Genomic DNA, 25,025 nt, shown 5'->3' with positions numbered 1-25,025 from the left:
GCAAACATGAGACGCTGGTCGCAAAGCCAATCACAAGGGAGTGCACATGGATTTCGGGACCTACCAGACATTGCTCGTTGAGCAGCGTGACGAGGCGCTGCTGGTGACCATCAATCAGCCCGCGTCGATGAACGCGCTGGCCGCCGCCGTGGTCGAGGACCTCCACGCGCTCACCGGCGTGTTGGCGGACCTCGGCACCGACGCCAACTGGCCGGTGCGCGGGATCATCATCACCGGGGCCGGGGAGAAGGCCTTCGTCGCCGGGGCCAACATCGTGGAAATGAACACCATGGACCCCGCAGCGGCCCTGGCCTACGGCCGGCGCATGCACGATGTCACGCTGCGACTCGAGGCACTCCCGGTTCCCGTGATCGCCGCGGTCAACGGATTCGCCCTCGGCGGCGGCTGCGAACTGGCCATGGCCTGCGACTTCCTCTACGCCTCCGCAAACGCCAGCTTCGGCCAGCCCGAGGTCAACCTCGGCCTGGTGCCCGGCTTCGGCGGTTCGGTGCGCCTGCAGCAGCGCGTGGGCATCGGCATGGCCCGCGAACTGATCTACACCGGCCGGCGCATCAAATCGGCCGAGGCCCTGCGCATCGGACTGGTCAACCGGGTCCTGGAGGACAACGCGGCGCTGCTCGACGCCGCCCTGGCCACGATCGCCGAGATCGCCTCCAAGGCGCCCACCGCGGTGGCCAACGTGAAGCACGCGATCAACGAGATTGCCGGGCTGAACGTCGTCGACGGACTGGAGGCCGAGGCCCGTTCCTTCATGAAGGCCTTTACGACCGAGGATTCCGTGGTGGGGCGCGCGGCCTTCGTGGCCAAGTCCGCCCCCGAGTTCCCGGGCCGCTAGTGCCGTTTACGGCACCGCCTGTGCACCACGCCTACGGCCCGCACCCCAGCCAGTACGCCGAATTGCGGCTCCCCGAAACACGCCTGCACCGGGTCATTGCCGTGATCATCCACGGCGGGTTCTGGCGGCAGGCCTACGGTGCGGAACTGGGCCGCCCGCTGGCCGCCGACCTGGCCGCGCGCGGCATCGTGTCCTGGAACCTGGAATACCGGCGCACCGCCGGGGGCCAGGGCGGCTACCCGGAGACCTTCGACGATGTCGCGGCGGGACTCGAGGCCCTGGATGAGGCACTGGCCGCTGCCGGGATCCCGGACGGGCCGCGGATCGGGATCGGGCACTCGGCGGGAGGCCACCTGGCGTACTGGGCCGCGGGACGAAACCTGCTGCCCCCGGACGCCCCCGGGGCGTGCCCGCCGGAGGACAGGACCCTGGAGGGCGTCGTCTCGCAGGCCGGGGTGCTGGACCTGCACCTGGCCCACGAACTCCACCTGAGCAACGGCGCCGCCGCCGAATTGATGGGCGGCACCCCGGAATCCGCCCCGGAATCCTGGAAAAACGCGGATCCCGCGGCCCGGGCCCTGCCCGTGGTTCCGCTGGTGATGCTGCACGGGAGCAATGATGCGGACGTGCCGGTGGCCCTGGCCCGGTCCTTCGCCGCCCGCGCGCGCACCGCAGGTGCCCCGGTGGCCTACCGGGAGCTGGCCGGGGACCACTACGGGCTGATCACCCCCGGGGACCGGGCCTGGGAAGCGAGCGTGGCGGCCCTGCTGGAACTCGGCGCCGCCCCCGCGCAAGAGGGCTGAGGTGCCCGGCGGGACGGAGAGCAGCGGCACACACTGCGCCGACCTTGGCTACCGACCGGTATATTGAAGTCGACACCCCCAGAACCAAGGATGAGGAGCCCGATGTGCTGACGGTCATAGGCGAGGCCCTCGTCGACGTGCTTTCCGGCGGGATCAGCGCGCCACGGTCCTTCGTCGGCGGCAGCCCGCTGAACGTCGCCGTCGGCCTGGCCAAGCTCGGGCACCCCACCACGTTCATCGGACGCTGGGGCAAGGACGAGTACGGGGTGATGATCCAGCAGTCGCTGGCCGCCAACGACGTGCGCTACATCTGCGGCCCCGACGACGCCCCGACCTCCACCGCCCGAGGCATCCTGGACCCCGTGGGTGCGGCCAGCTACACCTTCGACATGCACTGGGACCTGCCCGAGCTGCCCGCCGACACCCCGGCGCTGGCCGAGGCACGGGCCGTGCACACCGGCTCGCTGGCCACGCTCGTGGAACCGGGCGCCTCCAAGGTGCGCAAGCTCATCGAGGCCGCCCGCCCGCACGCCACGATCTCCTACGACCCCAACATCCGCCCCTCGCTGATCACCGACCACGCCGCCGCGGTGGCCAACGTCGAACGCTTCGTCGCGCTGGCCGACGTGGTCCGGGCCTCGGACTCCGACCTCGAATGGCTCTACCCGCACCGCAGCGTCGAGGACACCGCCGCCGCCTGGCTGGCCCTGGGCCCGGCGATGGTCGTGGCGACCTACGGCTCCGGCGGCCCCTGGGGACTGGTGAAGGCCGGCACGGCGCGCACCGCCGCACCGGTGGTGGACGTCGCGGACACCGTGGGTGCCGGGGACTCGTTCATCTCCGCGATGATCTCCGCGCTGGAATCCCGCGGGCTGCTGGGCAGCGAACGGCGCGGGCACCTGCACGCACTGGACACCGGAACGCTCACCGAGATCCTGGACTATGCCGCCCGCGCGGCGGCGATCACCGTCTCGCGGCCCGGCGCCAACCCGCCGACCCGGCAAGAAATTTCCTGAGCACAGAGGCATTTGGGGGGCAAACGGACATGGATGTGCGGCTGGTCGCCAGCGACCTGGACGGAACCATCATCCGCGCGGACGGGACCATTTCCGCGCGCACCATCGAGGCATTCCGCCACGCCCGCGAGTCCGGGCTGCACGTCGTCTTCGTCACCGGCCGCCCGATGCGCTGGCTTGATCCGGTGCGCCGGGCCTTCGGCCACCTGGGCACCGTGATCTGCTCCAACGGCGCGGTGCTCTACGACCTGGAATCCGAGTCGCTGATCTCCGCGGCGACCATCGAACCCGCGGCACTGCTCCAGGTCCGGGACATCATCCTGCGCGTAGAGCCCACGGCCACCTTCGCGGCCGAAACCACCCGCGGACTGCACCTGGGGGCCGGATTCGCCGAACCCGGCGACACCGGGCGCCTCGGGGAAATCCGCGCACTTGACCTGGGCGCGGCCGACCTGCACGAGGCGGGCGTGGTGAAGTTCCTGGCCAAGTCCCGCACCCGGGACTCCGACGCCTTCATGGCAGCGGTCGCAGGCTCCCTGGCGGAGCTGGTCTCGGTGACGCACTCCGCCTTCGATGTCTCGCTGCTGGAAATGGCGCACGTGGACGTGAACAAGTCCGTCGCGCTGGAAGCCTATGCGGCCGGGCTGGGGATCGGCGCCGGCCAGGTCGTCGCGTTCGGGGACATGCCCAACGACTTGCAGATGCTCTCCTGGGCCGGGCACGGGTATGCCATGGCCTCCGGGCACCCGAGCGCGCTCTTGGCCGCCGCCCACCTGGCCCCGGGCGTCGAGGACGACGGGGTGGCCCGCATCCTGGAGGACATCCTGGCCGGCCGCACACCGGAAACACGCTAGGCACACACCGACCAGGCCCGCTCCCGCGGGCGGAACCGACGGGGGAAGCAGCATCATGATCGAGGCACCACGGGTCGGGACCGCACCGTACCTGCGCAACACCGCCGGCTCCCCGCTGGCCGGATCCCCGCTGGCGTTCTCCCACCGCGGGTTCGCGCCGAACGGCGGGGAAAACACCCTCAAGGCATTCAACGCCGCCGTGGAGCTGGGCTTCGGCTACCTGGAGACCGACGTGCACGCCAGCAGGGACGGGGTGCTGATGGTGTTCCACGACGAGGACCTGCGCCGGCTGACCGGGGAGACGCGCAAGGTCTCCGACTGCACCGCGGCCGAACTGGCACGGCTGCGCGTGGCGGGGGAACCGATCCCCACCTTCGACCAGCTGCTGGAGGCCTTCGGGCACGCGCACTTCAACGTCGATGTGAAGGATCCGGCCTCCGCGGCATTGCTGGCCCGCGCGATCGACCGCCACGGGGCCGCGGACCGGGTGTTGGTGGCCTCGTTCAACGGGCGGCGGCGCGCGGCGGTGCAGCGGATGCTGGCCGCTGCCGGGGCCCCGGTGGCGGCCAGCCCCGGGGTGCTGGGCGTTGGTGCGGCGGCGCTGCTCGGTTCCCTCGCCCCGCTGCCGCGTTCCTGGTTCCGCAACGTCGCGGCCCTGCAGGTCCCCGAGCGGCACGGGGCCATCCGCGTGGTGGGCCCGAACCTCATCCGCCATGCCCACGCCGCCGGTCTGCAGGTCCACGTGTGGGTGGTCAACGAGGAAGCGGACATGCACCGGCTGCTGGATTTGGGCGTGGACGGGATCATGAGCGACAACGCCGACGTCCTGGCCCGGGTCATGGCCGTCCGCGGGATCTGGCCGCAGGACCGCCCGGCCGGCTGAAACAGGGCCGCGTTGGACCCGCGGCTCAGGCCGTGGTGGCGGCCAGTTCGGCGAGCGGCTCGAGCACCTTCGGCGCCCAGCGCAGCAGGGCCGGTTCGTCGGCCTCAGCCAGCAATTGCAGCCAGGTTTCGTGGGTGTGCAGCGGGGAGATCCGCAGGGCCGGGGCCACCAGGGCATAGAGCTCGTCGGGGGACCCGTAGTCGCCCCACGCCGCAAGGTACGCGCCGATGGCGGCGATGATCCGCGGGTCGTCGGCCTGTGCCCGGAAATCGATCCGCATCCGCTCGATGGGACGGGCCAGCGAGGCGAAGGGGTGTGCCCAGTGCGCATCGCCGAGGTTCAGGATCCGCGGCGCGGTGCTCTCGTCGGTGGGGGCGAAAACCCGGCGGCGGTCGAAGGACCCGTGCTCCAGGCTCAGCGGGATCGGCCCGGCGATGAGCTGCGCGCAGGCCTCCTCGATGTCCTTCAGCGCTGCGAAGGCGTGGTCTGCGTCGCGGGCAGGGATGCCCAGCGGATGCTCCGCGGGCAGCGAGGCATGCAGCGTGAGCGCGTTGTTGAACTCCTCGGGGATCCAGGCGGGATCCAGGATCTGCAGGCCGGCGTCGAACAGTGCCTCCTCGCACGGCACGAGCTCGCGCTGCAGCTGGCCCAGGGCACCGAGCGCACGGACCCACAGCGCCGGGGTCGTGGCCAGCTCGTCGAGGGTTGCCCCGTAGTCGGGTGAGAGCATCCAGCCTCGGTCCGGGTCGATGGCCAGCGGCATGACCAGCCTCTCCGGGACCAGGGACGCGGCGGCGGCGGTCACCGGGGGCTCAAACAGCTGCCCGGGCGCCACCGCCTTGAAGAACAGCAGCCCGGCGTCGGTTGGCACCCGCAGGTGCGTCGCGCGGATCGATGAAGATGCGCTTTGAGGTGCGCCTATGCGCTTGATGGAATATGCCTCGCAGGCCATGTCCACCCAAGAGAGCACCTCGGCGCGCCAGCCGTCTTCCGTCCAAGTCTTAATCCACTGAGCCACGTGTTCCATGGTAGCCAGTGAATCGTCGGCTTTGCTGTGAGCGGACCCGAAGCGCATGTCGCGCGGGGCCCGCCTACCCCTTGGCGGAACCGGCCATCAGCCCGCGCACGAAGTAGCGCTGCAGCGCGAAGAACACGGCCAGCGGCACGATCATGGCCACGAACGCCCCGGCGGTGAGCAGGTGCCAGTCCTGCCCGCGGCTTCCGGTGATCTCCGCCAGGAGCTTGGTGATCGGGGCGACCGCGCCGTCGGCGAAGATCAACGCGACCAACAGGTCGTTCCACACCCAGAGGAACTGGAAAATGGAGAACGCGGCGATCGCCGGGGCCGTGAGCGGCAGCACGATCCGGAAGAAGATCTGCCCGTGGCTGGCCCCGTCGACCCGGGCGGCCTCGATGATCTCGTTGGGGATCTCGGCAATGAAGTTGTGCAGCAGGAAGATCGCCAGCGGAAGCGCAAAGATGGTGTGCGCGATCCACACCTGCGCGTACCCGGCGGACCCGAATGCCCCGATGACCGGGACCCCGAAGAGCTCCCCGGCGGCAAAGAGCCGCAGCAGCGGCACCAGCGCCATCTGGATGGGCACGATCTGCAGCGCGAAGACCAGCACGAAGATCAGGTCCCTGCCCGGGAATCGCATCCAGGCGAAGGCGTAGGCGGCCAGGGTGGCCAGCACCAGCGGGATCACGGTGGCCGGCAGGGTGATCGCGATGGAGTTGATGAACGATCCGGCCATGGTCAGCTGCGAGTTTCCGGCCTGCAGCACCGCGGTGTAGTTGTCGGTGGTGAAACCCCAGTTTTGGAAAAGGGTCCACCAGCCGGTGGTGCGCACCTGCTGCGCCGGGCGGAACGAGGAGACCAGCAGCCCGATGGTCGGGACGGTCCACAGCGCGGCAATGACCAATGCTGCAAGGGTGGCCCAGCGGTTGGTCAGCCGGGTCTTGGCCAGCGAGGCGGCCGGGCGGCCGCGCCGCGTCCCGGGCTCGGGGGCCGCGGTGGCTTCTTCGGTTCTGGCGAGCGTGGACATCAGCGCAGCTCCCTTTGCATCTTGATCTGCCGGGCGTTGTAGATGACGATGGGCATCACCATGAGGAAGAGGATCAGGGCGAACGCCGCGGAGCGCCCGGCCTCGAAGTTGCGGAACTGGGTGTACATCTCGTTGGCGATCACCGAGGTGTCATTGGCGCCGGCGGTCATGGTGCGCACGATGTCGAAGACCTTCAGCGAGGCGATCGAGATGGTGGTCAGCACGACGACCAGCGAGGAGCGGATGCCCGGCAGCGTGACGTTGGCGAAGCGCTGCCAGGCGCTTGCGCCGTCCAGCTCGGCCGCTTCCAGCTGCTCGATCGGCACGCCCTTGATGGCCGCGGAGAGGATCACCATCGCGAACCCGGTCTGCACCCAGATCAGCACCGCGATCAACGCCACGGTGTTCCACGGGGATTCCTGCAGGAACTGCACCGGTTCCCCGCCGGCCCAGACGATCACCTGGTTCAGCAGGCCGATCTGGTCCGAGTCCGCCGGCCGCGCGGTGTAGACGAAGCGCCAGATGATCGAGGCGCCCACGAAGGAGATCGCCATCGGCATGAACACCAGGATCTTGAAGAACTTCTCCCCGCGGGACTTGTCGATGAACACCGCGTAGGCCATCCCGGCAATCGTGGACACCGCCGGGGCGATGAGCACCCAGAGCACCGTGTTCAGCACCGTGCGGATGCCGGCGGGCTGGGTGAAGATCCAGATGAAGTTCTCCAGCCCCACGAATTCGGTGCCGCGGGAATTCATGAAGGACTGCACCGTGGTCTGGATCGTGGGAATGACCAGGCCGGCAGCCAACAGCAGCAACGCCGGGGACAGGAAACCCACCAGCGCGAAGATGTACCCCGCACCGTGCCGCGAGCGGTAGTCGAGCCAGAAGAGCAGCAACCCCAGGAAGCCGGCGGCGACGATGGCCCAGGTGTAGGAATCCAGGATCGCGACCATCAACAGCGGGAACAGGACGCAGGCCACGGCGCGGATGATCGTGTACTTGCGCCCGCGCCGCGGGGCCAGCTCGATGAGGAAGAGCAGCAGGAGCACCACGGCGCCGAACACCCCGATGATGATCGGGATCTGCGCCAGGGTGGGCAGCGTGCTGAGCCATTGCAGGAAGGTTGTCATGATGCGTCGGTGCCGGCCTTTCGAGGTGGCTGCCCGCAGCGCCCCGCGGTGGCGGGGTCAGCTGCGCGCTATCCGGAGGCAATGCTGGAAATGGAGCGCGGCCCGGGCATCGATGCGCGGGCCGGAAAACCAGGTGGGGTGGTGCGCCGGCGGGTCCGGGCGGTCGGTGTGACCGGTCCGGGCCCGCCGGGCGCGGGTGCCGCTAGGCGCTAGGACGAGGGCCAGCCGGCCTCGATCGCCTTGAGCACCGTCTCGGAATCCGAGCCGTTGATCCAGTCGACCATGCCCTTCCAGAAGGTGCCTGCCCCGACGGAGCCGGGCATCAGGTCGGATGCGTCGAAGCGGAACGTCGTCGCCGGGTCCTGCAGGATCTTTACGGCTTCCTGCAGCAGCGGATCGGACGCGTTGGCCGGGTCCAGGCCCTTGTTGGCCGAGAGCACCCCGCCGAGCTTCACCCGGGAGTTGGCCCACTCGGCGCTGGAGAGGTACTCCTGCACCTTGATGACCGACGGGTCGTCGCTGAAGGCGCCGACGATCTCGCCGCCGCCGGTCACGGAGTTGCCCGCGCCGTCGATCGACGGGGTGACGAAGCCCCACACGTCCGCATCCGGGCCGACGGTGCCGCCGGCCTCGGTGATGAACCCGCTGAAGAACGATGCCTGGTGGTGCAGCGAGCAATCGCCCTTGACCAGGACGTCGGCCACCGCACCGAACTCGGTGGCGTTGATGGAGGACACATCTCCGTAGCCGGCGTTGACGTACTTCGGGTTCTTCAGGATCTTGCCGACCTCATCGAGCGCGGACTTGATCTTCGGGTCGGTGAACTTCACCTCGTTGGCGACCCACTGGTCGTAGACGTCCTTCCCGGACTGGCGCAGCACCAGGTCCTCGACCCAGTCGGTGCCCGGCCAGCCGGTGGCGTCCCCGGAGCCGAAGCCGGCGCACCAGGGGGCCTTGCCCTTGTCCTTCTCGATCTGCGCGGTCAAATCCAGCAGCCCCTGCCAGGTGGTGGGGACCTCGTAGCCCTTGTCCTTGAATTCGGCCGGCGAGTACCAGATCCAGCCCTTGACGCTGGCCATCAGCGGGGCACCGTACAGGGTGCCGTCGACGGTGCCGTACTTCGCCCAGTCCTCGGACCAGCCGGAGGCGACATTGGCCTTGACGCCCTCGGGCGCCGGTTTGAGGAACCCGCGGGTGGCCAGGTCCCCGAGCAGCCCGGGCTGCGGGAAGATCGCCAGGTCCGGGGCGTTGCCGCCCTGGGCACGCACGGCGATCTGCGTCTCGAATTCCTTGGAGGACTCGTACTTGATCTTGATGTTGTTTTCCTTGGACCAGTCGGCCCAGGACTGCTCGAGCAGCTTGGCCTCGGCGTCGGCGATGGTGCCGTACAAGGTGACCTCCGCCTTGCCTGTCGCCGCACCGGATTCGGTGCCGGCGGCGCTGGTTTCCGGTGCCCCCGGTCCCCCGCCGCAAGCGGTGAGCACCATGGCAGCAACCCCCAGGCCCGCCAGCGAGGCGTATGCCTTTCCCCGTCGTGATGTTCTCATCATTCCTCCTGGTCTAACCGGGTGGCCGCGGCCACCCGGTACGTAATAGGAAGGGGAAATGGTGGCCCGTTGGCCGCGAGCGCCGCGGGCGGCCAGGCCCCCGACGGGGCGTGGCCCACCGGGAACGCAGCCTCCCTGGCTGGATCACCGTGGTGTTCCCCCATGAAGGCGAAGGGCCTCCGCCCGCAAGGGACCGAAGCTCTCCTAATGCCCATCATGTAGAGCCGGCACACGTTTTTCAAGGGTTTGGGCCAACATGACGGTTCCAGCAATCGGGAATTGACTTGAACTTTTGGGTCCCGCACAGCACCGTGGGGCGGCCGGGCACCCGGTGGTGGCCGCGGGCGACACGGCCGGGATCCCGCGCCGCGCTTCACGTGCGGGGGAACCGGTGGCTAGGCTGGAGCAAGCCGGGCCTGCCGGAACGGAAGCAAGGCGGCGCATGCCTGCGCCGGCATCCTACGCGGCACATGGACCGCCGCCAGAGAGATGGGAATCCAACACCATGCGTGAAGCCCTTGCCACCGGCGCCCCCTACCGCCGCCGTGATTTCAAGGCCGTGCTCTTCGACCTGGACGGGGTTCTGACCCCCACCGCCGAGGTCCACCGCGATGCCTGGGCGCAGCTTTTCAACGGCTTCTTCGCCGAGGCCGGCGTCACCCGCCCCTACACCGAGGACGACTACTTCGCGCTGGTCGACGGGCGCCCGCGTTACGAGGGGGTCGCCGCGGTGCTGGCGGACCGCGGGATCGAGCTTCCCTGGGGCCACGACACCGACGCGCCGGGCAGCACGAGCATCTGTGCGCTGGGAAACCGCAAGAACACGGTGTTCCGGGCGATCCTGCATTCGACGGGCATCGACCCGTACCCCGGGTCGCTGGACTACCTGCGACAGATCCAGGCCGCGGGGCTCGAGGTCGCGGTGGTTTCCTCCTCGCGCAACGCCGAGGAGGTGCTGGAGGCCGCGGGTCTGCGCGACGATTTCTCCGTGGTCATCGGGGGACTGCAGGCCGCCGCGCGCAACCTGGCCGGCAAACCGTCCCCGGAGACCTTCCTGGCCGCGGCCAGCGACTTGGGATGGTCGCCCAACGAGTGCGTGGTCATCGAGGACGCGATCTCCGGGGTCCAGGCTGCCGCTGCGGGCGGCTTCGGGCTGGTGATCGGCGTGGGCAGGGACCAGCCGCACCAGGACCTGCGCGACGCCGGGGCCGACCTGGTGCTCGACGACCTGGACGAACTGGTCAACCAGCGGGCCCGCGACGACTGGGAGCTGGACACCTGGTCCTACACCCGGGAGCATCCCCGTCCCATCGACCCGGCCGTGGAGCAGACGATCTTCTCGCTGGGCAACGGGTTTTTGGGGATGCGCGGGGACTCGCTGGGCATCGGGGAATGCACCGAGGGGATGTTCATCAACGGGCTGCACGAGACCTGGAAGATCCGCCACGCCGAATCAGCGTTCGGGCTCGCCGAGGCCGGGCAGACCATGGTCGCGGCGCCCGATGCGCGCACCGTGCGGGTCTACATCAACGACGAGGCCCTGGAGATCGGGCGCACCGAGATCCTCAAGGACGAGCTGCGGCTGGATTTCAAGGACGGCACGCTGATCTCCGACACCCTCTGGCGCACCGCCGAGGGACACCGGGTGATGGTGCGCACCCGGTCCATGGTCTCCTTCTCCGAACGCCACCTGGCGCTGTTCCGCATCACCGTGCGGCTGCTCGATGCCCCCGCCCACGTCTTCGTGCAATCGGCGCTGATCGGCCAGTCCAACGCCCGGCCCATCCCCACCCCGGCCGAGTCCGATGCCGGGGAGGTGCCCTTCGACCCGCGCAAGTCCGAGCGCAGCGGCGAGGAGTCGCTGGTTTCCGGCGGCACCCGGGACAAGGACGGGATCTGCGCGCTGAGCTACTACGTGCGCGGCTCGAACATGTCGGTGGCCGCAGCGGTCTCACACGTGACCCGCATCGCCGGGGAGACCACGGATTTCGTCGAGACCTCCACCGTCACCCCCGAGCGCGTCGAGCACACGGTCTCCGCCTACCTGGAGAAGGACGAGGCGCTGCACATCGACAAGTTCGCCTCCTTCCACTCCTCGCGGCGGTACGATGCGGCGGAGATGACCAGCCGCTGCGTGCGCGCGCTGAGCCACCTGGTCCCGCGCGGTGCCGACGAGCTGTTCTGGGCCCAGCGCGAGTTCCTCACGGTGTTCTGGGAGAACTCCGACGTGGTGGTGCACGCGGCGGATCCGCTGCTGCAGCGCGCCGTCCGCTGGAACCTGTTCTCGCTGGCGCAGGCCTCGGCCCGCTCGGACGGGCTGGGCATCTCCGCCAAGGGGGTCTCGGGCAACGGGTATTCCGGGCACTACTTCTGGGACACCGAGATCTACGTGCTGCCGTTCCTCACCTACACCAACCCGCAGTGGGCGCGCAACGCGCTGCGCGCGCGGGTCTCGATGATCCCTGCGGCCCGGCGCCGGGCCGCGACGCTCAACGAGCACGGCATCCTCTTCCCGTGGCGCACCATCAACGGCGAGGAGGCCAGCGCCTACTACCCTGCCGGCACCGCGCAGTACCACATCAACGCGGACGTGGTGTATTCGCTGGCCCGCTACGTGGGGGCCAGCGGGGACACCGGTCTGCTGCTGGGGGGAGGCGCGGAAATCGTGGTGGAAACCGCCCGGCTGTGGAACTCGCTGGGGTTCTGGCGCGAGACCAGCAAGGGACGCAGCTTCCACATCCACGGGGTCACCGGCCCGGACGAGTACACCGCGGTGGTCAACGACAACACCTTCACCAACGTGATGGCGCGCTTCAACCTGACCTACGCGGTCGAGCTGATGGGCTACCTGGGGCGCGAATTCCCCGAGGACCACGCGCGCATCGTCGAGGAACTGGGCATCGGGGAATCCGAGATGCGGGACTGGTCCGATGCGGCCGCGGCGATGTTCATCCCGTTCTCCGAGTCGGTGGGCATCCACCCGCAGGACGCCGGGTTCCTGAACCGCGAGGTCTGGGACATGCCGGGCACCGGCCCGGAGCACCGGCCGCTGCTGCTGCACTTCCACCCGCTGGTGATCTACCGTTTCCAGGTGCTCAAGCAGGCGGACACGGTGCTGGCGCTGTGGCTGCGCTCCTCGGACTTCACCGCGGAGCAGAAACGCGCCGACTTCGACTACTACGACCCGCTGACCACCGGGGATTCCACGCTCTCGGCCACGGTGCAGGCGATCCTCGCCGCGGAGGTCGGCTACCGGGATCTGGCCTACGACTACTTCGAGCACGCACTGAACGTGGACCTGCTGAACCTGCACGGCAATGCGGCCGACGGGGTGCACGTGGCCTCCACCGGCGGGGTGTGGGCGGCGCTGGTCTACGGCTTTGCCGGGCTGCGCGACGACACCGGGGCCTGGCTCTTTGACCCGCGGCTGCCCGAGGACTGGGAGGGCCTGGAATTCAATTTGCGCCGCAACGACTCCTCGGTGCACTTCCAGCTCACGCCGCACACCCTCACCGCCTCGCTGCGGGCCGGGGACGACGAGGTGCACTTCTCGGTGCGCGGAGCCGCCCATGCGGTGTCCCCGCAACACTCGGTGGTGTCCATCGAGCTGCACGGCCAGGGCCCGGTGCTTCAGGGTGAACCGTCCATCGAGGCGGTCTTTGCGCTGCAGCGCGACGACGGCTCCCCGCTGACCTCCAGCATCAAGAAGCTGACCCACGAGGAGGAGCTGGCCAACGAGCCGCCCATCACCATCATCGGGTAGCTTGCCGGCGCAGCTGCGGCACGAAAACCCGGGGGCACGAAAAACCGGGCGGGACTCCCTCAAGGGGGTCCCGCCCGGTGCGTGTAGGGGCGGGCTGCGGACAACTGAAGGTCTTGAGTCTTTCCATCGCGGAGGGGCAGTGGCCGTTTATCGTCCTTGGAGCGACACCCCACGCGTAGGATTCACTCGGTGTTCCCGCTGGGCGAATGCAACATCGACGAGGCGGGGCGCTCATATCCCGGAACAGGACAGGCTGGAGGAAAAGCAGGTCAACATTCAGAAGACTGCGGGAAAACCCTGCTCCCGATAGGGAATATGGACTATTTCTTGTACGTCCGCTCACGCATCAAGAACTTGTCGGCACGTTCGAGAACCCGTGCACGCGTTGGATCGGAAACGTAGACCACCCGTCCGCCATCCGAGGCCAGCGTCACCTTGATGTTGCGTTCGTCGCTGGGCTCCTCGAGAACCTTGTTGCGCTCCGACCTAGCTTGCTTGGCCGTCCTGGCCTTGACTTTGGGCATCACTTTCGCCTCCCTCTGCTTCATTATCTCCCGGATCGCCGGCAGTGGCCAGATCATATTCTTCGTCCAGGTTGTCAACCATGACGGAAAGGGCCACCTCATTGAAGAGTGCAGCGTCCTCGCGCGTGGCCAAGCCGCTGCGGTCCAGGTTGTCCAGGACGATCACTCCGACTTCCTGCCGGGCGGGGTCGTCGGACAGCGCGCTTTCAATCCCCCATTGGGCGCGTTTCCACCATTGATCACGCTTGTCGGCCTTCGCTCTCTGCAAGTAGGCCAGGTAGGCAACCAGAACGACGAGCAAGGTAATGATGGGTGCCAACGCAGCGATGACAGCTGCCCACTCGAGTGCCCACGCTGGTGGGCCTTGCCTCGGCAAGCGCAAAATCATGGGTCCTCCAGTGCAGCTCGTTTGTCGCCAGCCTATCCGCACGCGCCTGGACCAGCGAGGAATTTCCGCAGGGGGTCCTTGCCCATTTGAACAGCTGGGTGAGGTGGATGGCCATGCACAGCTTGGGTTTGGCACAGTGGTGGTTGCACCAACGGACCCACGAGGAGAAACTGGCCAACGAGCCGCCCATCACCATCATCGGGTAGCTTGCCGGCGCGGCTGCGGCACGAATACCGCGGCACGAAAGCCGGGGGCACGAAAAACCGGGCGGGACCCCCAGGGGGCCCGCCCGGTCCGTGTCGGTGGGGGTTGCCGGCCGCTAGCCGAGCTTGGAGTGCGTGGCCCCGCCGATGGCCTCGATGTCCGTCGGCTCGGTGCCGCGCACCTTGGCGATGATGCGCATCAGGTGGAAGACCACCAGCGTGGCGGCGGTGCCCAGCGCGATGCCGCCGAAGTCCATGTTGCCGATCGACAGCACGTTGTCCCCGAAGAGCGCGATGGCGATGATCAGCCCGGTGCCTGCGGTCATCAGGTTGATCGGGTTGGAGAAGTCGACCTTGTTCTGCACCCAGAGCCGGGCGCCGACGATGGCGATCATGCCGTAGAGCACGATGCCCGCGCCTCCCGCGACGCCGGCCGGGATGGTGTTGATCAGCACGCCGAACTTCGGGAAGAACGCCAGCGCGATGGCCACGGAGCCGGCGATCCAGTAGGCGGCCGTCGAGTAGACGCGCGAGGAGGCCATGACCCCGATGTTCTCCGCGTAGGTGGTGGTGCCCGAGCCGCCGCCGAACCCGGCGATCACGGTGGCGGCGCCGTCGGCCATCAGCGCCCGGCCGTTCACGTCGTCAAGCTCGCGCCCGGTCATCAGCGCCACGGTCTTCACGTGTCCCACGTTCTCGGCGATCAGCACGAACACCACCGGCAGGAACAGGGTCAGGGTTTCGAGGTGGAAGGCCGGGGCCGCGAAGTCGGGCAGGCCGAACCAGGCGGCCTGGCCGATGGCCGAGAAATCGACCTGGCCCTGCGCCCAGGCGGCGAGGTAGCCGACGATGATGCCCAGCAGGATCGACAGGCGCCCGAGCATGCCGCGGAAGAGCACCGTGGTGATGACGATGGCCAGCACCGTGGCGAAGGTGGTCAGCGGGACTTCCGTGATCTTGTCCGTGGTGGTGGTGGCCAGGTTCAGCCCGATCAGCGCGACGATGGTGCCCATGACCACCGGCGGCATCAGTGCGTGGATCCAGCCGGTCCCGGCCTTCTGCACGACCAATCCCACGATGAACAGGCAGGCGCCGGCCATCACGATGCCGCCCAGTGCACCGCCCATCCCGTGCGTGGCCATGGCCCCGGTGACCGGTGCGATGAACGCGAAGGAGGAGCCCAGATAGGACGGCACGCGGCCCGCGGTGAGCAGCAGGAACAGCAGGGTGCCGACGCCGGTGAACAGCAGCGTGGTGGTGACAGGGAAGCCGGTGATGGTCGGCACCAGCACCGTGGCGCCGAACATCGCCATGACGTGCTGGACGCCAACGCCGATGGTCTGCGGCCAGGCGAGGCGCTCGTCGGGGGCCACCACCGTGCCGGGGGAAATGGACTTGCCGTCGCCGTGCAGGCGCCAGCCGATGCCGAATCGGTTGCTCATGGGGTGGGGCCTTCCGGGAAGGGGCGGGAGTCGGGCGTCGGGGGCGCGCGGTGCACAGTGCAAAACCCCCTCGTGCATTTTACCCGCACCCCGCGCCGGGCAAGTGCCCCCGGCAACTCCCGCCCCCCCGCGCGGCTACCGGACAGGAACCGGTTCGCCGTGCCCGGCGGCCCCGGCGAGGCCGAGCCCCGCCGCGCGCTTGGGTCCTGCCGCAGCCCCGGGGGCGTCGGCGGCGGTCTGCGCGAAGAACGCCAGCTCGTGGGCGCTTGAGGCCTCGAACGCCCGCCACATCGCCGCCCGGGCGCGGGCATCGGCGCCCGCGTGCACGCCGGCCACCAGGTCGATGGCCGCCGCGGTGGCGGCGTCGAACTCCGGGGAGGAATAGGTGGCCAGCCAGTCCGTGTACGGATGCGCTTCGTGGTTGGCCGCGGCCAACCTGGTGCCGGTGTCCTGGTAGATCCAGAAGCAGGGCAGCAACGCGGCGGCGAGCACCGCATAGTCGTGCGACGCGGCCAGCAGGTGGTTCAGGTACGCGGTGGTGGTCGCCGAGGGCTCCGGGACCCGCTCGTCGAGCCGCCCGCGGTGCAGCTTCAGCTCCTCCTCGAGGCAGCCGCTGGCGCTGGCCGCCCAGAAGCGCTGCGATTCGGTGTCCGGGGCCAGTTCCGCGGCCCTCGACATGCACCGGGCATAGGTGCGCAGGTACAGGGCGTCCTGCCCCAGGTAGTCCTCGAAGTCCTCCCGGGCCAGCGAGCCGTCCTTCAGCGCGCGGATGAAGCCCAGCTCGTCGATGCCCGCGCGGATCGGGGAGATCCGCTCCCACCACTGTGCCAGCGGGTCGTGGGCCTGCGCCGGGCGGATTCCGTCCCAGAGCCCGGCGAAGTGGTTGATCGGGCCGTGCCCGGAGCCGACGGAAAGCTCGTCCGCGCGGGAAATGGCATCGGAGAGCCAGTCCTTGGCGTGGCGCAGCGCCGTGCCCCAGTTCCCGGTGCGCGCGTAATGCGTGGCCAGTGCGGCCGAGAGCGAGCAGCCGGTGCCGTGCGTGTTGCCCGTGGCATGGCGCCGGGATTCGACCTCCAGCAGCACCCCGTCGGCGTCGATGAGCGCGTCGCGGCAACGCTCCGAGTCCAGGTGCCCGCCCTTGGCCAGCACCAGCACGTCGTATTCCGCCGCAAGCATGCGTGCCTGGGACACCGCGGAATCCCAGTCGGCGGCCTCGGGACTGCGGGCCAGCACCGCCAGCTCGGGGATGTTGGGAGTGATCACGTCGGCATGAACAAAGAGCCGGCGCAGCGCCGCATCGGCGGCCGCATCCAGCAGCGAATCCCCGCTGGTGGCCACCATGACCGGATCAAGGACCACGGCCGGCACGGCCGTGCCGGCGGCACCGCGGATCTGCGCCAGCCAGGTTCCCAGCTCGTCGATGACCTGTGCGTTGGCCAGCATCCCGATCTTGATCGCGTCGATGGAAATGTCCTCGGAGATCGCAAGCAGCTGCTCGGTGAGGAAGCCTGCCGGGGGCACGTGCACGGCACGCACGCCGCGGGTGTTTTGGGCGGTCAGCGCGCTGATCGCCGCCATCCCGTAGCCGCCGGCGGCGGCGATGGACTTCAGGTCGGCCTGGATCCCGGCGCCCCCGGAGGGGTCGGATCCGGCAATGGACAGGATGTTCTTGGTGGAATTCATGGTGTTCATGGCGTTTCCCCTTCCCAGAGGCTGATCAGGTGGGCGGTTGCGGTGCGCGGGTCCTCGGCGGCGCAGATGGCCCGCACCACCGCCATCGATGCGGCCGCGGAGGCCACAACGGCCGGCACATCGGTGGCGTCGAGCCCGCCGATGGCCACCACGGGTGCGCTGCTGCGGGCCACGGCGGCCGCCAGGCCCTCGTAGCCCAGCGGCTCCGGGTGGTCCTTCTTCGTCGGGGTCGCATGCACGGCGCCGACGCCCAGGTAGTCGATGGTGCCCGGGGCAATCGCGTTGAGCTCGTTGGCCGCGTCGATCTCGTCGGCGGTGGAGGCGGAGAGCCCCAGCACGGCGTGCGGCCCGATGAGTGTGCGGGCCAGGTCCGCGGGGATGTCGGATTGGCCGATGTGCACGCCCTGCACGTCGGCGCCGCGGGCCCGTGCGGCCAGGTACACGTCGATGCGGTCGTTGACCAGGAGGGTGGCCCTCCCGGAGGTGTGCCTCGCGCAGGCCAGAACCTGGGCGGTGAATTCCCCGGCGGGCATGTCCTTGCAGCGCAGCTGGATCGTGGTGATCCCGCCGGCCACCGCGGCGGCGGCGATGTCTTCGAGCGGGCGTCCGGCGGTGGAATTCGAGTCGAGGACCAGGTAGATGCCGGAGGCCATCAGGACAGCACCGCCGTGGCCGCGAGGTCCGCCGGGGACAGGGCATGCAGGGCGTCGAGGAAATGCACCGCGAAGCTTCCGGGCCCCGAGCTTGCCGCCGCGGCGCGTTCGGCGGCGGCGGAGTAGAACGCGTGGGCCGCGACGGCGGCCAGCAGCGGGTCCTTCACCACGGGCAGGAATGCCGCGCAGATCGCGCCCAGCGCGCACCCGCCGCCGGTGACCAGGGTGAGCATCTTGCTGCCGCCATGAACGTAAACGGTGCGCGTCCCGTCGGTCACCAGGTCAGCCTCCCCGGAGACCGCCACGACGGCGCCGCTGCGCAGCGCCAGGGCCCGGGCCGCGGCGGCGGCGGAATCGACGGTGTCGGTGGCCTCCACCCCGCGCCCGCCGGACCCGGCCTCGGCAAGCACCATGATCTCCGAGGCGTTGCCGCGGATCACCGTGGGGGTCAGGTCGCGCAGTCCCAGGGCGAAGTCGGTGCGCACGCGCAGCGACCCGACGGCCACCGGGTCCAGCACCCAGCCGGTGCCGGCGGCGTTGGCTGCGGCCACCGCCTCGGCCATCGCGGCGCGCTGCTCGGAATTGGGGGTGCCCAGGTTCACCAGCACCGCGGAGGCCACGGACGCGAATCCACCGGCCTCCCCGGGCACGTCGGCCATCGCGGGGGAGGCCCCGGCGGCCAGCAGCACGTTGGCGGTGAAGTTGGTGACCACGGTGTTGGTCAACACCTGCACCAGGGGGGTGGAGGCGCGCAGCGCGCCCAGGGCATCGGCGAGCTCGCCGGGTGAAAAAACAACTGAAGGCGCCATGGATCCCATGAGCAACATCCCTCCGCTAGTACGAACTAGATCAGGTTCTACGGGTCTTATCTCAGTCGGATCGCTGGCGCGCCGACACCCCGTGTCACTAGGCGCGAGCCTATCCCACCCCACGGGCACGGCGTCAACCGCGCGTCGCGGCCTGTCGCGGCAAAGTCGCACGCCGTAAGCTCTAGATCATGGGCATCACCGAGAATCCGCATCCATCCACCGCGCCGCGCGAGTCGCGCGCACTGAGCGAACTCGAGCTTCCGCCGGTGGTGCCCGAGTCAGCGGAAAACATCGTGGAGATCGTCGCCTCGATGCACGACGTGGTCGCCACCCGGCTGGCGCACCCGCGGCGCTTCCGCGCCTCCCAGCTCAAGGCCCTGGAGCGGATGCTGGAGGCGCACGAACAGGACTTCGTCGACGCGTTGGCCGATGACCTGGGCAAGAGCGGGGTCGAGGCGAAGATGACCGAGATCGACATGGTGCGCGCCGAGATCGACCACGCGCAGCTGCACCTCTCCGAGTGGATGGAGTCCAAGGCGGTCAAGATCCCGCTCGCGCTGCACCCGGCAGCGGCCAAGATCGAGCCGCAGCCCCTGGGCGTGGTGCTGGTCATCGGCGCCTGGAACTATCCGCTGCAACTGATTCTCGCCCCGCTGGTCGCCTCCATTGCCGCCGGAAACGTCACGGTGCTCAAGCCCTCGGAACTGGCCCCGGCCACCAGCGCGCTGCTGGGCCGGCTCGTCCCGCAATTCATGGACCGGCGGGCGTGCGCCGTGGTCCAGGGCGGCGCGTCGACCTCCAAGGTCCTCCTGGAACAACACTTTGACCACATCTTCTACACCGGCGGGGAACGCGTGGGGAAGATCGTGGCCCGCGCGGCGGCCGAGCACCTGACCCCGGTGACCCTGGAACTCGGCGGCAAGTCCCCGGCCGTGGTCATGGACGGGTCCTCGGTGGCGGTGGCCCGCCGGCTGGCGTTCGGGAAGTTCATGAACGCCGGGCAGACCTGCGTGGCGCCGGACTACGTGCTGGCCGTCGGGGATGCGGCCCGGCACCTGGAAAAGCAGCTGTCCAAGGCCATCACCGGGTTCTACGGGAAGAACCCGCTGGCCAGCCGCGACTACGGGCGGATCGTGAACACCGCGCACTTCCAGCGCCTGGTGGCCATGCTGGGTGACGGGGACGTGGTCGTCGGCGGCGGGTACGACGAGGACACGCTGCAGATCGAACCGACGGTGATCACCAATGTGCACCCGGACTCGGCCCTGCTGCGCGAGGAGATCTTCGGCCCGATCCTGCCGGTCATCGCGGTGGACAGCTTCGATGCCGCCGTGCGCTTCATCAACGCCCGTCCCACCCCGCTGGTCGCCTACCTGTTTTCCGAGAACCCGCGGCTGCAGTCGTCCTTCGGGGACCAGGTGCGTGCCGGGGCCATCGTGCACAACGCGCCGAGCCTGCACCTGGCCGTCCCCTCGCTCCCGTTCGGGGGCGTGGGAGCCTCCGGCATGGGTGCATACCACGGGCGGCATGGGTTCGAGCGGCTCTCGCAGATGCGCGCGGTGATGGGCAAGACCACGGTGGTTGACACGCTCAAAGCCGTCTACCCGCCGTACACCTGGGCGAAATCAAAGATCATCAAGCGCATGATGTAGATATGCCTATGGTCGCATACCTGTAGGTGGTTGCCGGTATTGCGGGGCAGGCGCGGCATGGCCGTGCCCGCCCCGCGGTACCCGACCTAGCCCAGGACGGTGTCGACGATGGTCCTGGCCTCGTCCTGCACCCGGGCCAGGTGCTCCGCGCCCAGGAACGACTCGGCGTAGATCTTGTACTTGTCCTCGGTGCCCGAGGGCCGCGCGGCAAACCAGGCGTTTTGGGTGGTGACCTTCAGTCCGCCGATCTTCGCCCCGTTGCCCGGAGCCTCGGTCAGCCGTGCGGTGATCTTCTCGCCGGCCAGCGAATCGGCGGTGACGTCGGTGGCGGACAGGTTGGCCAAGCGGGCCTTTTGGTCCCGGTCCGCGACGGCGTCCAGGCGCGCGTAGCTGGGGGCCCCGTGCTCGGCGGCAAGTGCGGCGTAGTGCTTCGACGGCGTGGAGCCGGTGACCGCGGTGATTTCGCTGGCCAGCAGTGCCAGCAGGATCCCGTCCTTGTCGGTGGTCCAGGTGCGCCCGTCGCGGCGCAGGAACGATGCGCCGGCCGATTCCTCGCCGCCGAAGGCGCCGGTGCCATCCAGCAGGCCCGGCACGAACCACTTGAAGCCCACCGGGACCTCCACCAGGGTGCGGCCAAGCTTCGCGGCCACCCGGTCGATCATCGAGGAGGAGACCAGGGTCTTGCCGATCCCGGCGTCCTTGGACCAGCCGGTGCGGTGGGTGTAGAGGTAGTCGATGGCCACGGCCAGGAAGTGGTTGGGGTTCATCAGCCCGGCATCCGGGGTGACGATGCCGTGGCGGTCGGCGTCCGCGTCGTTGCCCGTGGAGATGTCATAGGCATTGCGCGCGGCGACCAGCGAGGCCATCGCGTGGGCCGAGGAGCAATCCATGCGGATCTTCCCGTCGGTGTCCAGCGTCATGAACGCAAAGCGCGGGTCCACCCCGGGGTTCACCACGGTCAAATCCAGCTTGTGCCGCTCGGCGATCGCGCCCCAGTAGTCCACCGCGGCACCGCCCATCGGGTCCGCGCCGATGCGCAGGCCCGAGGCGCGGATCGCGTCCAGGTCCAGCACCGAGGGCAGGTCATCGACGTAGGAGGCGAGGAAATCGAAGGAACCGATCTTGCCACCCAGGCGGGCGGCGCCCAGCGAGGTGCGCTTGACCCCGTCCAGCTTGGCCTCCAGCAGCCCGTTGGCGCGGTTGGCGATCCAGGAGGTGGCATCGGTGTCTGCCGGTCCGCCGTGCGGCGGGTTGTACTTCAGCCCGCCGTCGGCCGGCGGGTTGTGCGAGGGGGTGATGATGATGCCGTCGGCGCGCGGGGCCGAGGGATCGGCGTTGTGCCTCAGGATCGCGTGGCTCAGCGCGGGGGTGGGGGTCCAGCCGGTGCGCGCGTCCGCCAGGATCGCCACGTCGTTGCCGGCCAGCACCTCCAGCACCGTGTCCTGCGCGGGGTCCGAGAGCGCGTGGGTGTCCTTGCCGACAAACAGCGGGCCGGTGATGCCCGCGCCGCGCCGGTATTCGACGATTGCCTGGGTGATGGCGGCGATGTGGTCCTCGTTGAAGGAGCCGTTGGTGGAGGTGCCGCGGTGCCCGGAGGTGCCGAAGGCCACGCGCTGGGCGGGGTCGGACGGATCCGGGTGGATGTCGAAGTACGCGTCGCGCACCGCTGAAAGGTCGATCAGGTCTTGGGGCAGTGCCGGGGTCCCGGCGCGAGGATGGGCCATGGCACCAGTTTCTCATTGATTCTCCGGCGGTGCCCCGCCCACGTCGTTGGACACCGGGTGTTCAGGGGCGGCGCGGGAGCGCAATGACGTGTTCGGCCAGGGTCCGGGCCGGGCCGGTCAGCAGCGTGTCGGGCACGCAATGGTCTTCCCCGTCGATGCTCAGCGACCAGGTGAACGCATCGCGCACCAGGGACGGAGCCTTGGCTTCCTCCAGCGACCGCAGCTCATCCAGGGCGTCGCGGGCAATGCGGAGCCAGGAGGCCTCCTGTTCGTGCACGGGGTGCTGCGCGTGGAGTTCCAGGATCCCGGTGCGGGAAATCCCGGCGACCCCGCCGGAGCGCGCCACGCGGATGACCAGAACTTCGTTGCGGTTCTCAGCCATGGACCGCCTCCTGGATGACGGGTTCGACCCCGACGGCGTCCCATGCTTCGGCCAGGGCCCGCTCGACGGCGGATCCGGCGCCGTGGTCGCGGCGGGCCTGGAGCAGGGTCTGTTCGGCGAAGGTGCCGAAGTCCGCGTCCTGCGGCAGGGAGCGGGTGGCGATCACGTTGAACCACAGGGACCCGGCGGTTTCCCAGGCGTTGCCGCCCAGCGCGGTGGCGAAGAGGTAGAAGGCGTGGTTGGGGATGCCGGAGTTCAGGTGCACTCCGCCGTTGTCCGCGGCCGTGTCCACGTAGCCGGCCATGGTTGCCGGTTGCGGGTCCTTGCCCAGGATCGGGTCGTCGTAGGCGGTGCCCGGGGCTGCCATCGAACGCAGCGCCACGCCCTGGACGGCGTTGGTGAACAGCCCCTTGCCGATCAGCCAGCTGGCGGACGCCGCGTCGTCGCCGGCAACGAACTGCTCCACCAGGGCGCCGAAGACATCGGCGATCGACTCGTTCAGCGCGCCGGATTGGCCCCGGTAGTCCAGGTTGGTGGTGTATTGCAGCAGCCCGTGCCCCAGCTCGTGCGCGATCACCGACAGCGAGGAGGTGAAGGAATTGAAGACCTCCCCGTCCCCGTCGCCCATGACCATTTGGGTGCCGTCCCAGAACGCGTTGTCGTAGTGCTGCCCGTAGTGCACGGTGCCGCGCAGCACCAGCCCGGCGCCGTCGAGGCTGGAGCGCTTGAACATGTCGGCGAGGAACTCATAGACCTCGCCCAGCCCGTCGTAGGCACGGTTTGAGTTCTCGTCCTGCCCCGGGTCCTGGCCCTCGGTGCGCACGGTGGTTCCGGGGGTGGTCTCCGCGCCCCGGGCGTCGGAAATGACCCGCACCAGGTGTCCGGCGGGGTCCAGCAGCCGGGCGATGTCGGTGTGCGTGGTGGCCCGCTCGTGCAGCAGTGCCTGGTCCAGCAGCAGCGTCCGGCGTGCGCGGGTGGCGATGCGGCGACGGGTTTCGCTGCCCGCGCCCGCAGGTTCGCCCGGAAGTCCCCGGTCGCCTTCCGCCGGCGGTTGCGCGATGAAGTCGCGCATCGCCGCCGGGGCTTCCCACGCCCCGTCGCAGGCGGCCATCGACACCAGCAGGTACGGTGGCACCGCATGGTGCCGGGGGTGGGGGTCTGCGGCTGGAGGTTGGGTTTCCTTGTCCATGGTGCCAACTCTCCCACCGGATCCTGAGCGACCGATGTGAGCACGCTGTGGCCGGGATCGAACGTAAGCTTGGGGCGGGCCGGTGCCGCGTCGAAGGGCGCGGCGGGCGGGACAGCCTCCCGCCGCACGAGCCCGGGCATGGAAGGGAAACCCCTTGGCCACGCACGAGCAGGGCCCGAACGAGCCCGATGCGGGACCGTCGTTTGACGATCCGAGGGACCCGCGCTGGTCGCAGAACCCGCACGCGGCGCCTCCCCGCAACCCCTACCAGCAGATGCCGTTGGATGCACCACCGATTGCCGGGGGCCCGGACGGCCGCGGGTACGGTTTCGCCGGCCAGGGAAACCGGCCGGGACAGAACGAGGCGTGGAGCCGGGGCCAGCCGCCGCAGGGATGGCAGCAGCCCGGTTACCCCGTGCAGGAGGCCAGCCGGAGCCGGAAGCTTGCCGTGGTTTCCCTGGTGGCGGCCATCATCGGATTCTTCACCTTTGGCATGTTCCTCATTCCCCAGGTCGTGGCGATCGCCTGCGGGCACCTGTCCTTGCGGCGCGAGCCGCATGCCCGCCCCATTGCGGTGTTCGGGCTGGTCATCGGCTACATGATGCTGGGTATGCGGGTGATCGTGATCATCTTCGGCTACATGATCATCGGACGCGTCCCCGGCGCCTGAGCGTTTTGCCCGTTGCCGGCCCGGTTGTTGCGGCCGCGGTGCCCGCCGCCACGCCCATTTGGCTCCATCGGGCTTCGCACTGGCCTTGAACCGGGGATGGGCGGCGTGCCGGATCGTCGCTAAGCTGGGGAACCAGAAGCCGCGCCCCACTTCACGAACCTCCGTGCGGTGTGGGCCGGGTCGCTGGAGGGGGAAGGAAACCATGGCCAAGGACGAAGACGGAGCGCACGAGCCCGCGGCGGAACCGTCGTTTGACGATCCGAACGACCCGCGCTGGTCGCGCAACCCGCACGCGGCACCACCGCGCAACCCGTACCTGGATATGCCGTTGGATGCGCCGCCGGTTGCCGGGGCCCCGAACGGCCGCGGGTACGGATTCGCCGGGCAGCACGCCGGGCAACAGGCGGGTGGCCAGCCCGGCTATCCGCAGCAGTACCCGGCACCGGGCTACCCCCAGCCCGGATACCCGATGCCGGCAGCGGCCCCGAGCAGCGTCCTGTCGATCGTGTCGCTGGTGACCGGACTCGTGGGCTTTTTCAGTGCCGGCATGATCCTGGTTCCGCAGATCGTGGCGGTCATCTGCGGGCACATGGCCTTGAAACGCGAGCCGCATGCCCGCGGCATGGCCATCGCCGGCCTGGTCCTTGGCTATCTTTCGCTGGCGTTCCTGGGATTGATGGTGCTCTTCGTGATGGTGGCCCTGGGTGGGCTGTACTGACGCCGCACCGACGGCCTGGAACTAATAAACAGCGGCCGCACCCGGGCTTGGATGCCGGGTGCGGCCGCTGTTTTCATGC

At 69.3% G+C, this 25,025-nt stretch carries 22 protein-coding genes and 1 riboswitch; of the genes, 9 read left to right on the top strand and 13 right to left on the bottom strand.

The features are described from left to right. The first annotated feature begins 46 nt into the window (after positions 1–46). From JOF46_RS02440 to JOF46_RS02420, 5 genes are all read left to right on the top strand, one after another. Positions 47–856 (top strand): enoyl-CoA hydratase/isomerase family protein, encoded by an 810-nt coding sequence (locus JOF46_RS02440; protein WP_209905869.1) that lies wholly within the window; start codon positions 47–49, stop codon positions 854–856. Between the two features lie 20 nt (positions 857–876). Continuing rightward, complete coding sequence (locus JOF46_RS02435; protein ID WP_209905868.1) at positions 877–1,659, top strand: alpha/beta hydrolase family protein; 783 nt, start codon at positions 877–879, stop codon at positions 1,657–1,659. Between the two features lie 104 nt (positions 1,660–1,763). Next, the gene (locus JOF46_RS02430) at positions 1,764–2,675 is read left to right on the top strand and encodes a carbohydrate kinase family protein (RefSeq protein ID WP_209905867.1); all 912 of its coding nucleotides are present in this window, start codon (positions 1,764–1,766) and stop codon (positions 2,673–2,675) included. A gap of 29 nt (positions 2,676–2,704) precedes the next feature. Beyond that, a complete protein-coding gene (locus tag JOF46_RS02425; protein ID WP_209905866.1) occupies positions 2,705–3,529 on the top strand; it encodes an HAD family hydrolase in 825 nt (274 codons plus the stop codon). A 55-nt stretch (positions 3,530–3,584) separates the two neighbouring features. After that, positions 3,585–4,412, top strand: coding sequence for a glycerophosphodiester phosphodiesterase family protein (locus JOF46_RS02420; protein ID WP_209905865.1), 828 nt, complete (start codon positions 3,585–3,587; stop codon positions 4,410–4,412). 25 nt (positions 4,413–4,437) lie between these two features. Here the strand turns inward: JOF46_RS02420 and JOF46_RS02415 are convergent, their stop codons facing one another. From JOF46_RS02415 to JOF46_RS02400, 4 genes are all read right to left on the bottom strand, one after another. Beyond that, entirely contained in the window at positions 4,438–5,430 is a 993-nt protein-coding gene (locus JOF46_RS02415; protein WP_209905864.1) for a hypothetical protein, read from the bottom strand. A gap of 73 nt (positions 5,431–5,503) precedes the next feature. Continuing rightward, the gene (locus tag JOF46_RS02410) at positions 5,504–6,457 is read right to left on the bottom strand and encodes a carbohydrate ABC transporter permease (RefSeq protein WP_209905863.1); all 954 of its coding nucleotides are present in this window, start codon (positions 6,455–6,457) and stop codon (positions 5,504–5,506) included. Then, positions 6,457–7,590 (bottom strand): carbohydrate ABC transporter permease, encoded by a 1,134-nt coding sequence (locus JOF46_RS02405; RefSeq protein ID WP_209905862.1) that lies wholly within the window; start codon positions 7,588–7,590, stop codon positions 6,457–6,459. The genes JOF46_RS02410 and JOF46_RS02405 overlap by 1 nt, the downstream gene beginning before the upstream one ends. Positions 7,591–7,799: 209 nt before the next feature. Further along, positions 7,800–9,137: an ABC transporter substrate-binding protein gene (locus JOF46_RS02400; protein WP_209905861.1), complete on the bottom strand. Its 1,338-nt coding sequence runs from the start codon at positions 9,135–9,137 to the stop codon at positions 7,800–7,802. A 505-nt stretch (positions 9,138–9,642) separates the two neighbouring features. On the opposite strand from JOF46_RS02400, the gene JOF46_RS02395 reads away from it, so the two are divergent. Then, positions 9,643–12,900, top strand: a complete 3,258-nt coding sequence (locus JOF46_RS02395) for an HAD-IA family hydrolase (RefSeq protein ID WP_209905860.1) — start codon at positions 9,643–9,645, stop codon at positions 12,898–12,900. A 320-nt stretch (positions 12,901–13,220) separates the two neighbouring features. Here JOF46_RS02395 and JOF46_RS02390 read toward each other — a convergent pair whose 3' ends face one another. From JOF46_RS02390 to thiM, 6 genes are all read right to left on the bottom strand, one after another. Continuing rightward, positions 13,221–13,424, bottom strand: a complete 204-nt coding sequence (locus tag JOF46_RS02390) for a hypothetical protein (protein ID WP_209905859.1) — start codon at positions 13,422–13,424, stop codon at positions 13,221–13,223. Then, positions 13,387–13,743: a hypothetical protein gene (locus JOF46_RS02385; RefSeq protein WP_209905858.1), complete on the bottom strand. Its 357-nt coding sequence runs from the start codon at positions 13,741–13,743 to the stop codon at positions 13,387–13,389. The genes JOF46_RS02390 and JOF46_RS02385 overlap by 38 nt, the downstream gene beginning before the upstream one ends. A gap of 388 nt (positions 13,744–14,131) precedes the next feature. Continuing rightward, complete coding sequence (locus JOF46_RS02380; protein WP_209905857.1) at positions 14,132–15,457, bottom strand: uracil-xanthine permease family protein; 1,326 nt, start codon at positions 15,455–15,457, stop codon at positions 14,132–14,134. Positions 15,458–15,592: 135 nt separating this feature from the next. Then, positions 15,593–17,149, bottom strand: a complete 1,557-nt coding sequence (thiD, locus tag JOF46_RS02375) for a bifunctional hydroxymethylpyrimidine kinase/phosphomethylpyrimidine kinase (protein WP_209905856.1) — start codon at positions 17,147–17,149, stop codon at positions 15,593–15,595. Next, on the bottom strand, positions 17,146–17,802 hold the full coding sequence (gene thiE, locus JOF46_RS02370) for a thiamine phosphate synthase (protein WP_209905855.1): 657 nt from the start codon (positions 17,800–17,802) through the stop codon (positions 17,146–17,148). Before thiE ends, thiD begins: the two co-directional genes overlap by 4 nt. Next, complete coding sequence (gene thiM, locus JOF46_RS02365) at positions 17,802–18,620, bottom strand: hydroxyethylthiazole kinase (protein ID WP_209905854.1); 819 nt, start codon at positions 18,618–18,620, stop codon at positions 17,802–17,804. Before thiM ends, thiE begins: the two co-directional genes overlap by 1 nt. Next, positions 18,612–18,713: riboswitch (TPP riboswitch) on the bottom strand. (Overlaps the previous gene by 9 nt.) 86 nt (positions 18,714–18,799) lie before the next feature. Between thiM and JOF46_RS02360 the strand changes: the two genes are divergently transcribed. Then, a complete protein-coding gene (locus JOF46_RS02360; RefSeq protein ID WP_209905853.1) occupies positions 18,800–20,263 on the top strand; it encodes an aldehyde dehydrogenase family protein in 1,464 nt (487 codons plus the stop codon). Positions 20,264–20,349: 86 nt separating this feature from the next. On the opposite strand, the gene pgm is transcribed toward JOF46_RS02360, so the two are convergent. The 3 genes from pgm to JOF46_RS02345 form a co-directional block, all read right to left on the bottom strand. After that, positions 20,350–21,987, bottom strand: coding sequence for a phosphoglucomutase (alpha-D-glucose-1,6-bisphosphate-dependent) (gene pgm / locus JOF46_RS02355; RefSeq protein ID WP_209905852.1), 1,638 nt, complete (start codon positions 21,985–21,987; stop codon positions 20,350–20,352). A gap of 61 nt (positions 21,988–22,048) precedes the next feature. Next, positions 22,049–22,369: a protealysin inhibitor emfourin gene (locus JOF46_RS02350; RefSeq protein ID WP_209905851.1), complete on the bottom strand. Its 321-nt coding sequence runs from the start codon at positions 22,367–22,369 to the stop codon at positions 22,049–22,051. After that, a complete protein-coding gene (locus JOF46_RS02345) occupies positions 22,362–23,558 on the bottom strand; it encodes a M4 family metallopeptidase (protein ID WP_209905850.1) in 1,197 nt (398 codons plus the stop codon). The genes JOF46_RS02350 and JOF46_RS02345 overlap by 8 nt, the downstream gene beginning before the upstream one ends. 154 nt (positions 23,559–23,712) lie before the next feature. Here JOF46_RS02345 and JOF46_RS02340 point away from each other — a divergent pair, with 154 nt between their 5' ends. Together JOF46_RS02340 and JOF46_RS02335 are read left to right on the top strand one after the other, a co-directional pair. Beyond that, a complete protein-coding gene (locus tag JOF46_RS02340) occupies positions 23,713–24,228 on the top strand; it encodes a DUF4190 domain-containing protein (protein ID WP_209905849.1) in 516 nt (171 codons plus the stop codon). A gap of 202 nt (positions 24,229–24,430) precedes the next feature. After that, entirely contained in the window at positions 24,431–24,946 is a 516-nt protein-coding gene (locus tag JOF46_RS02335; protein WP_209905848.1) for a DUF4190 domain-containing protein, read from the top strand. Positions 24,947–25,025: the final 79 nt, after the last annotated feature.

It is taken from the genome of Paeniglutamicibacter psychrophenolicus (assembly GCF_017876575.1).
GTDB lineage: Bacteria > Actinomycetota > Actinomycetes > Actinomycetales > Micrococcaceae > Paeniglutamicibacter > Paeniglutamicibacter psychrophenolicus.
This window is presented reverse-complemented; position numbering and strand designations above follow the sequence as displayed.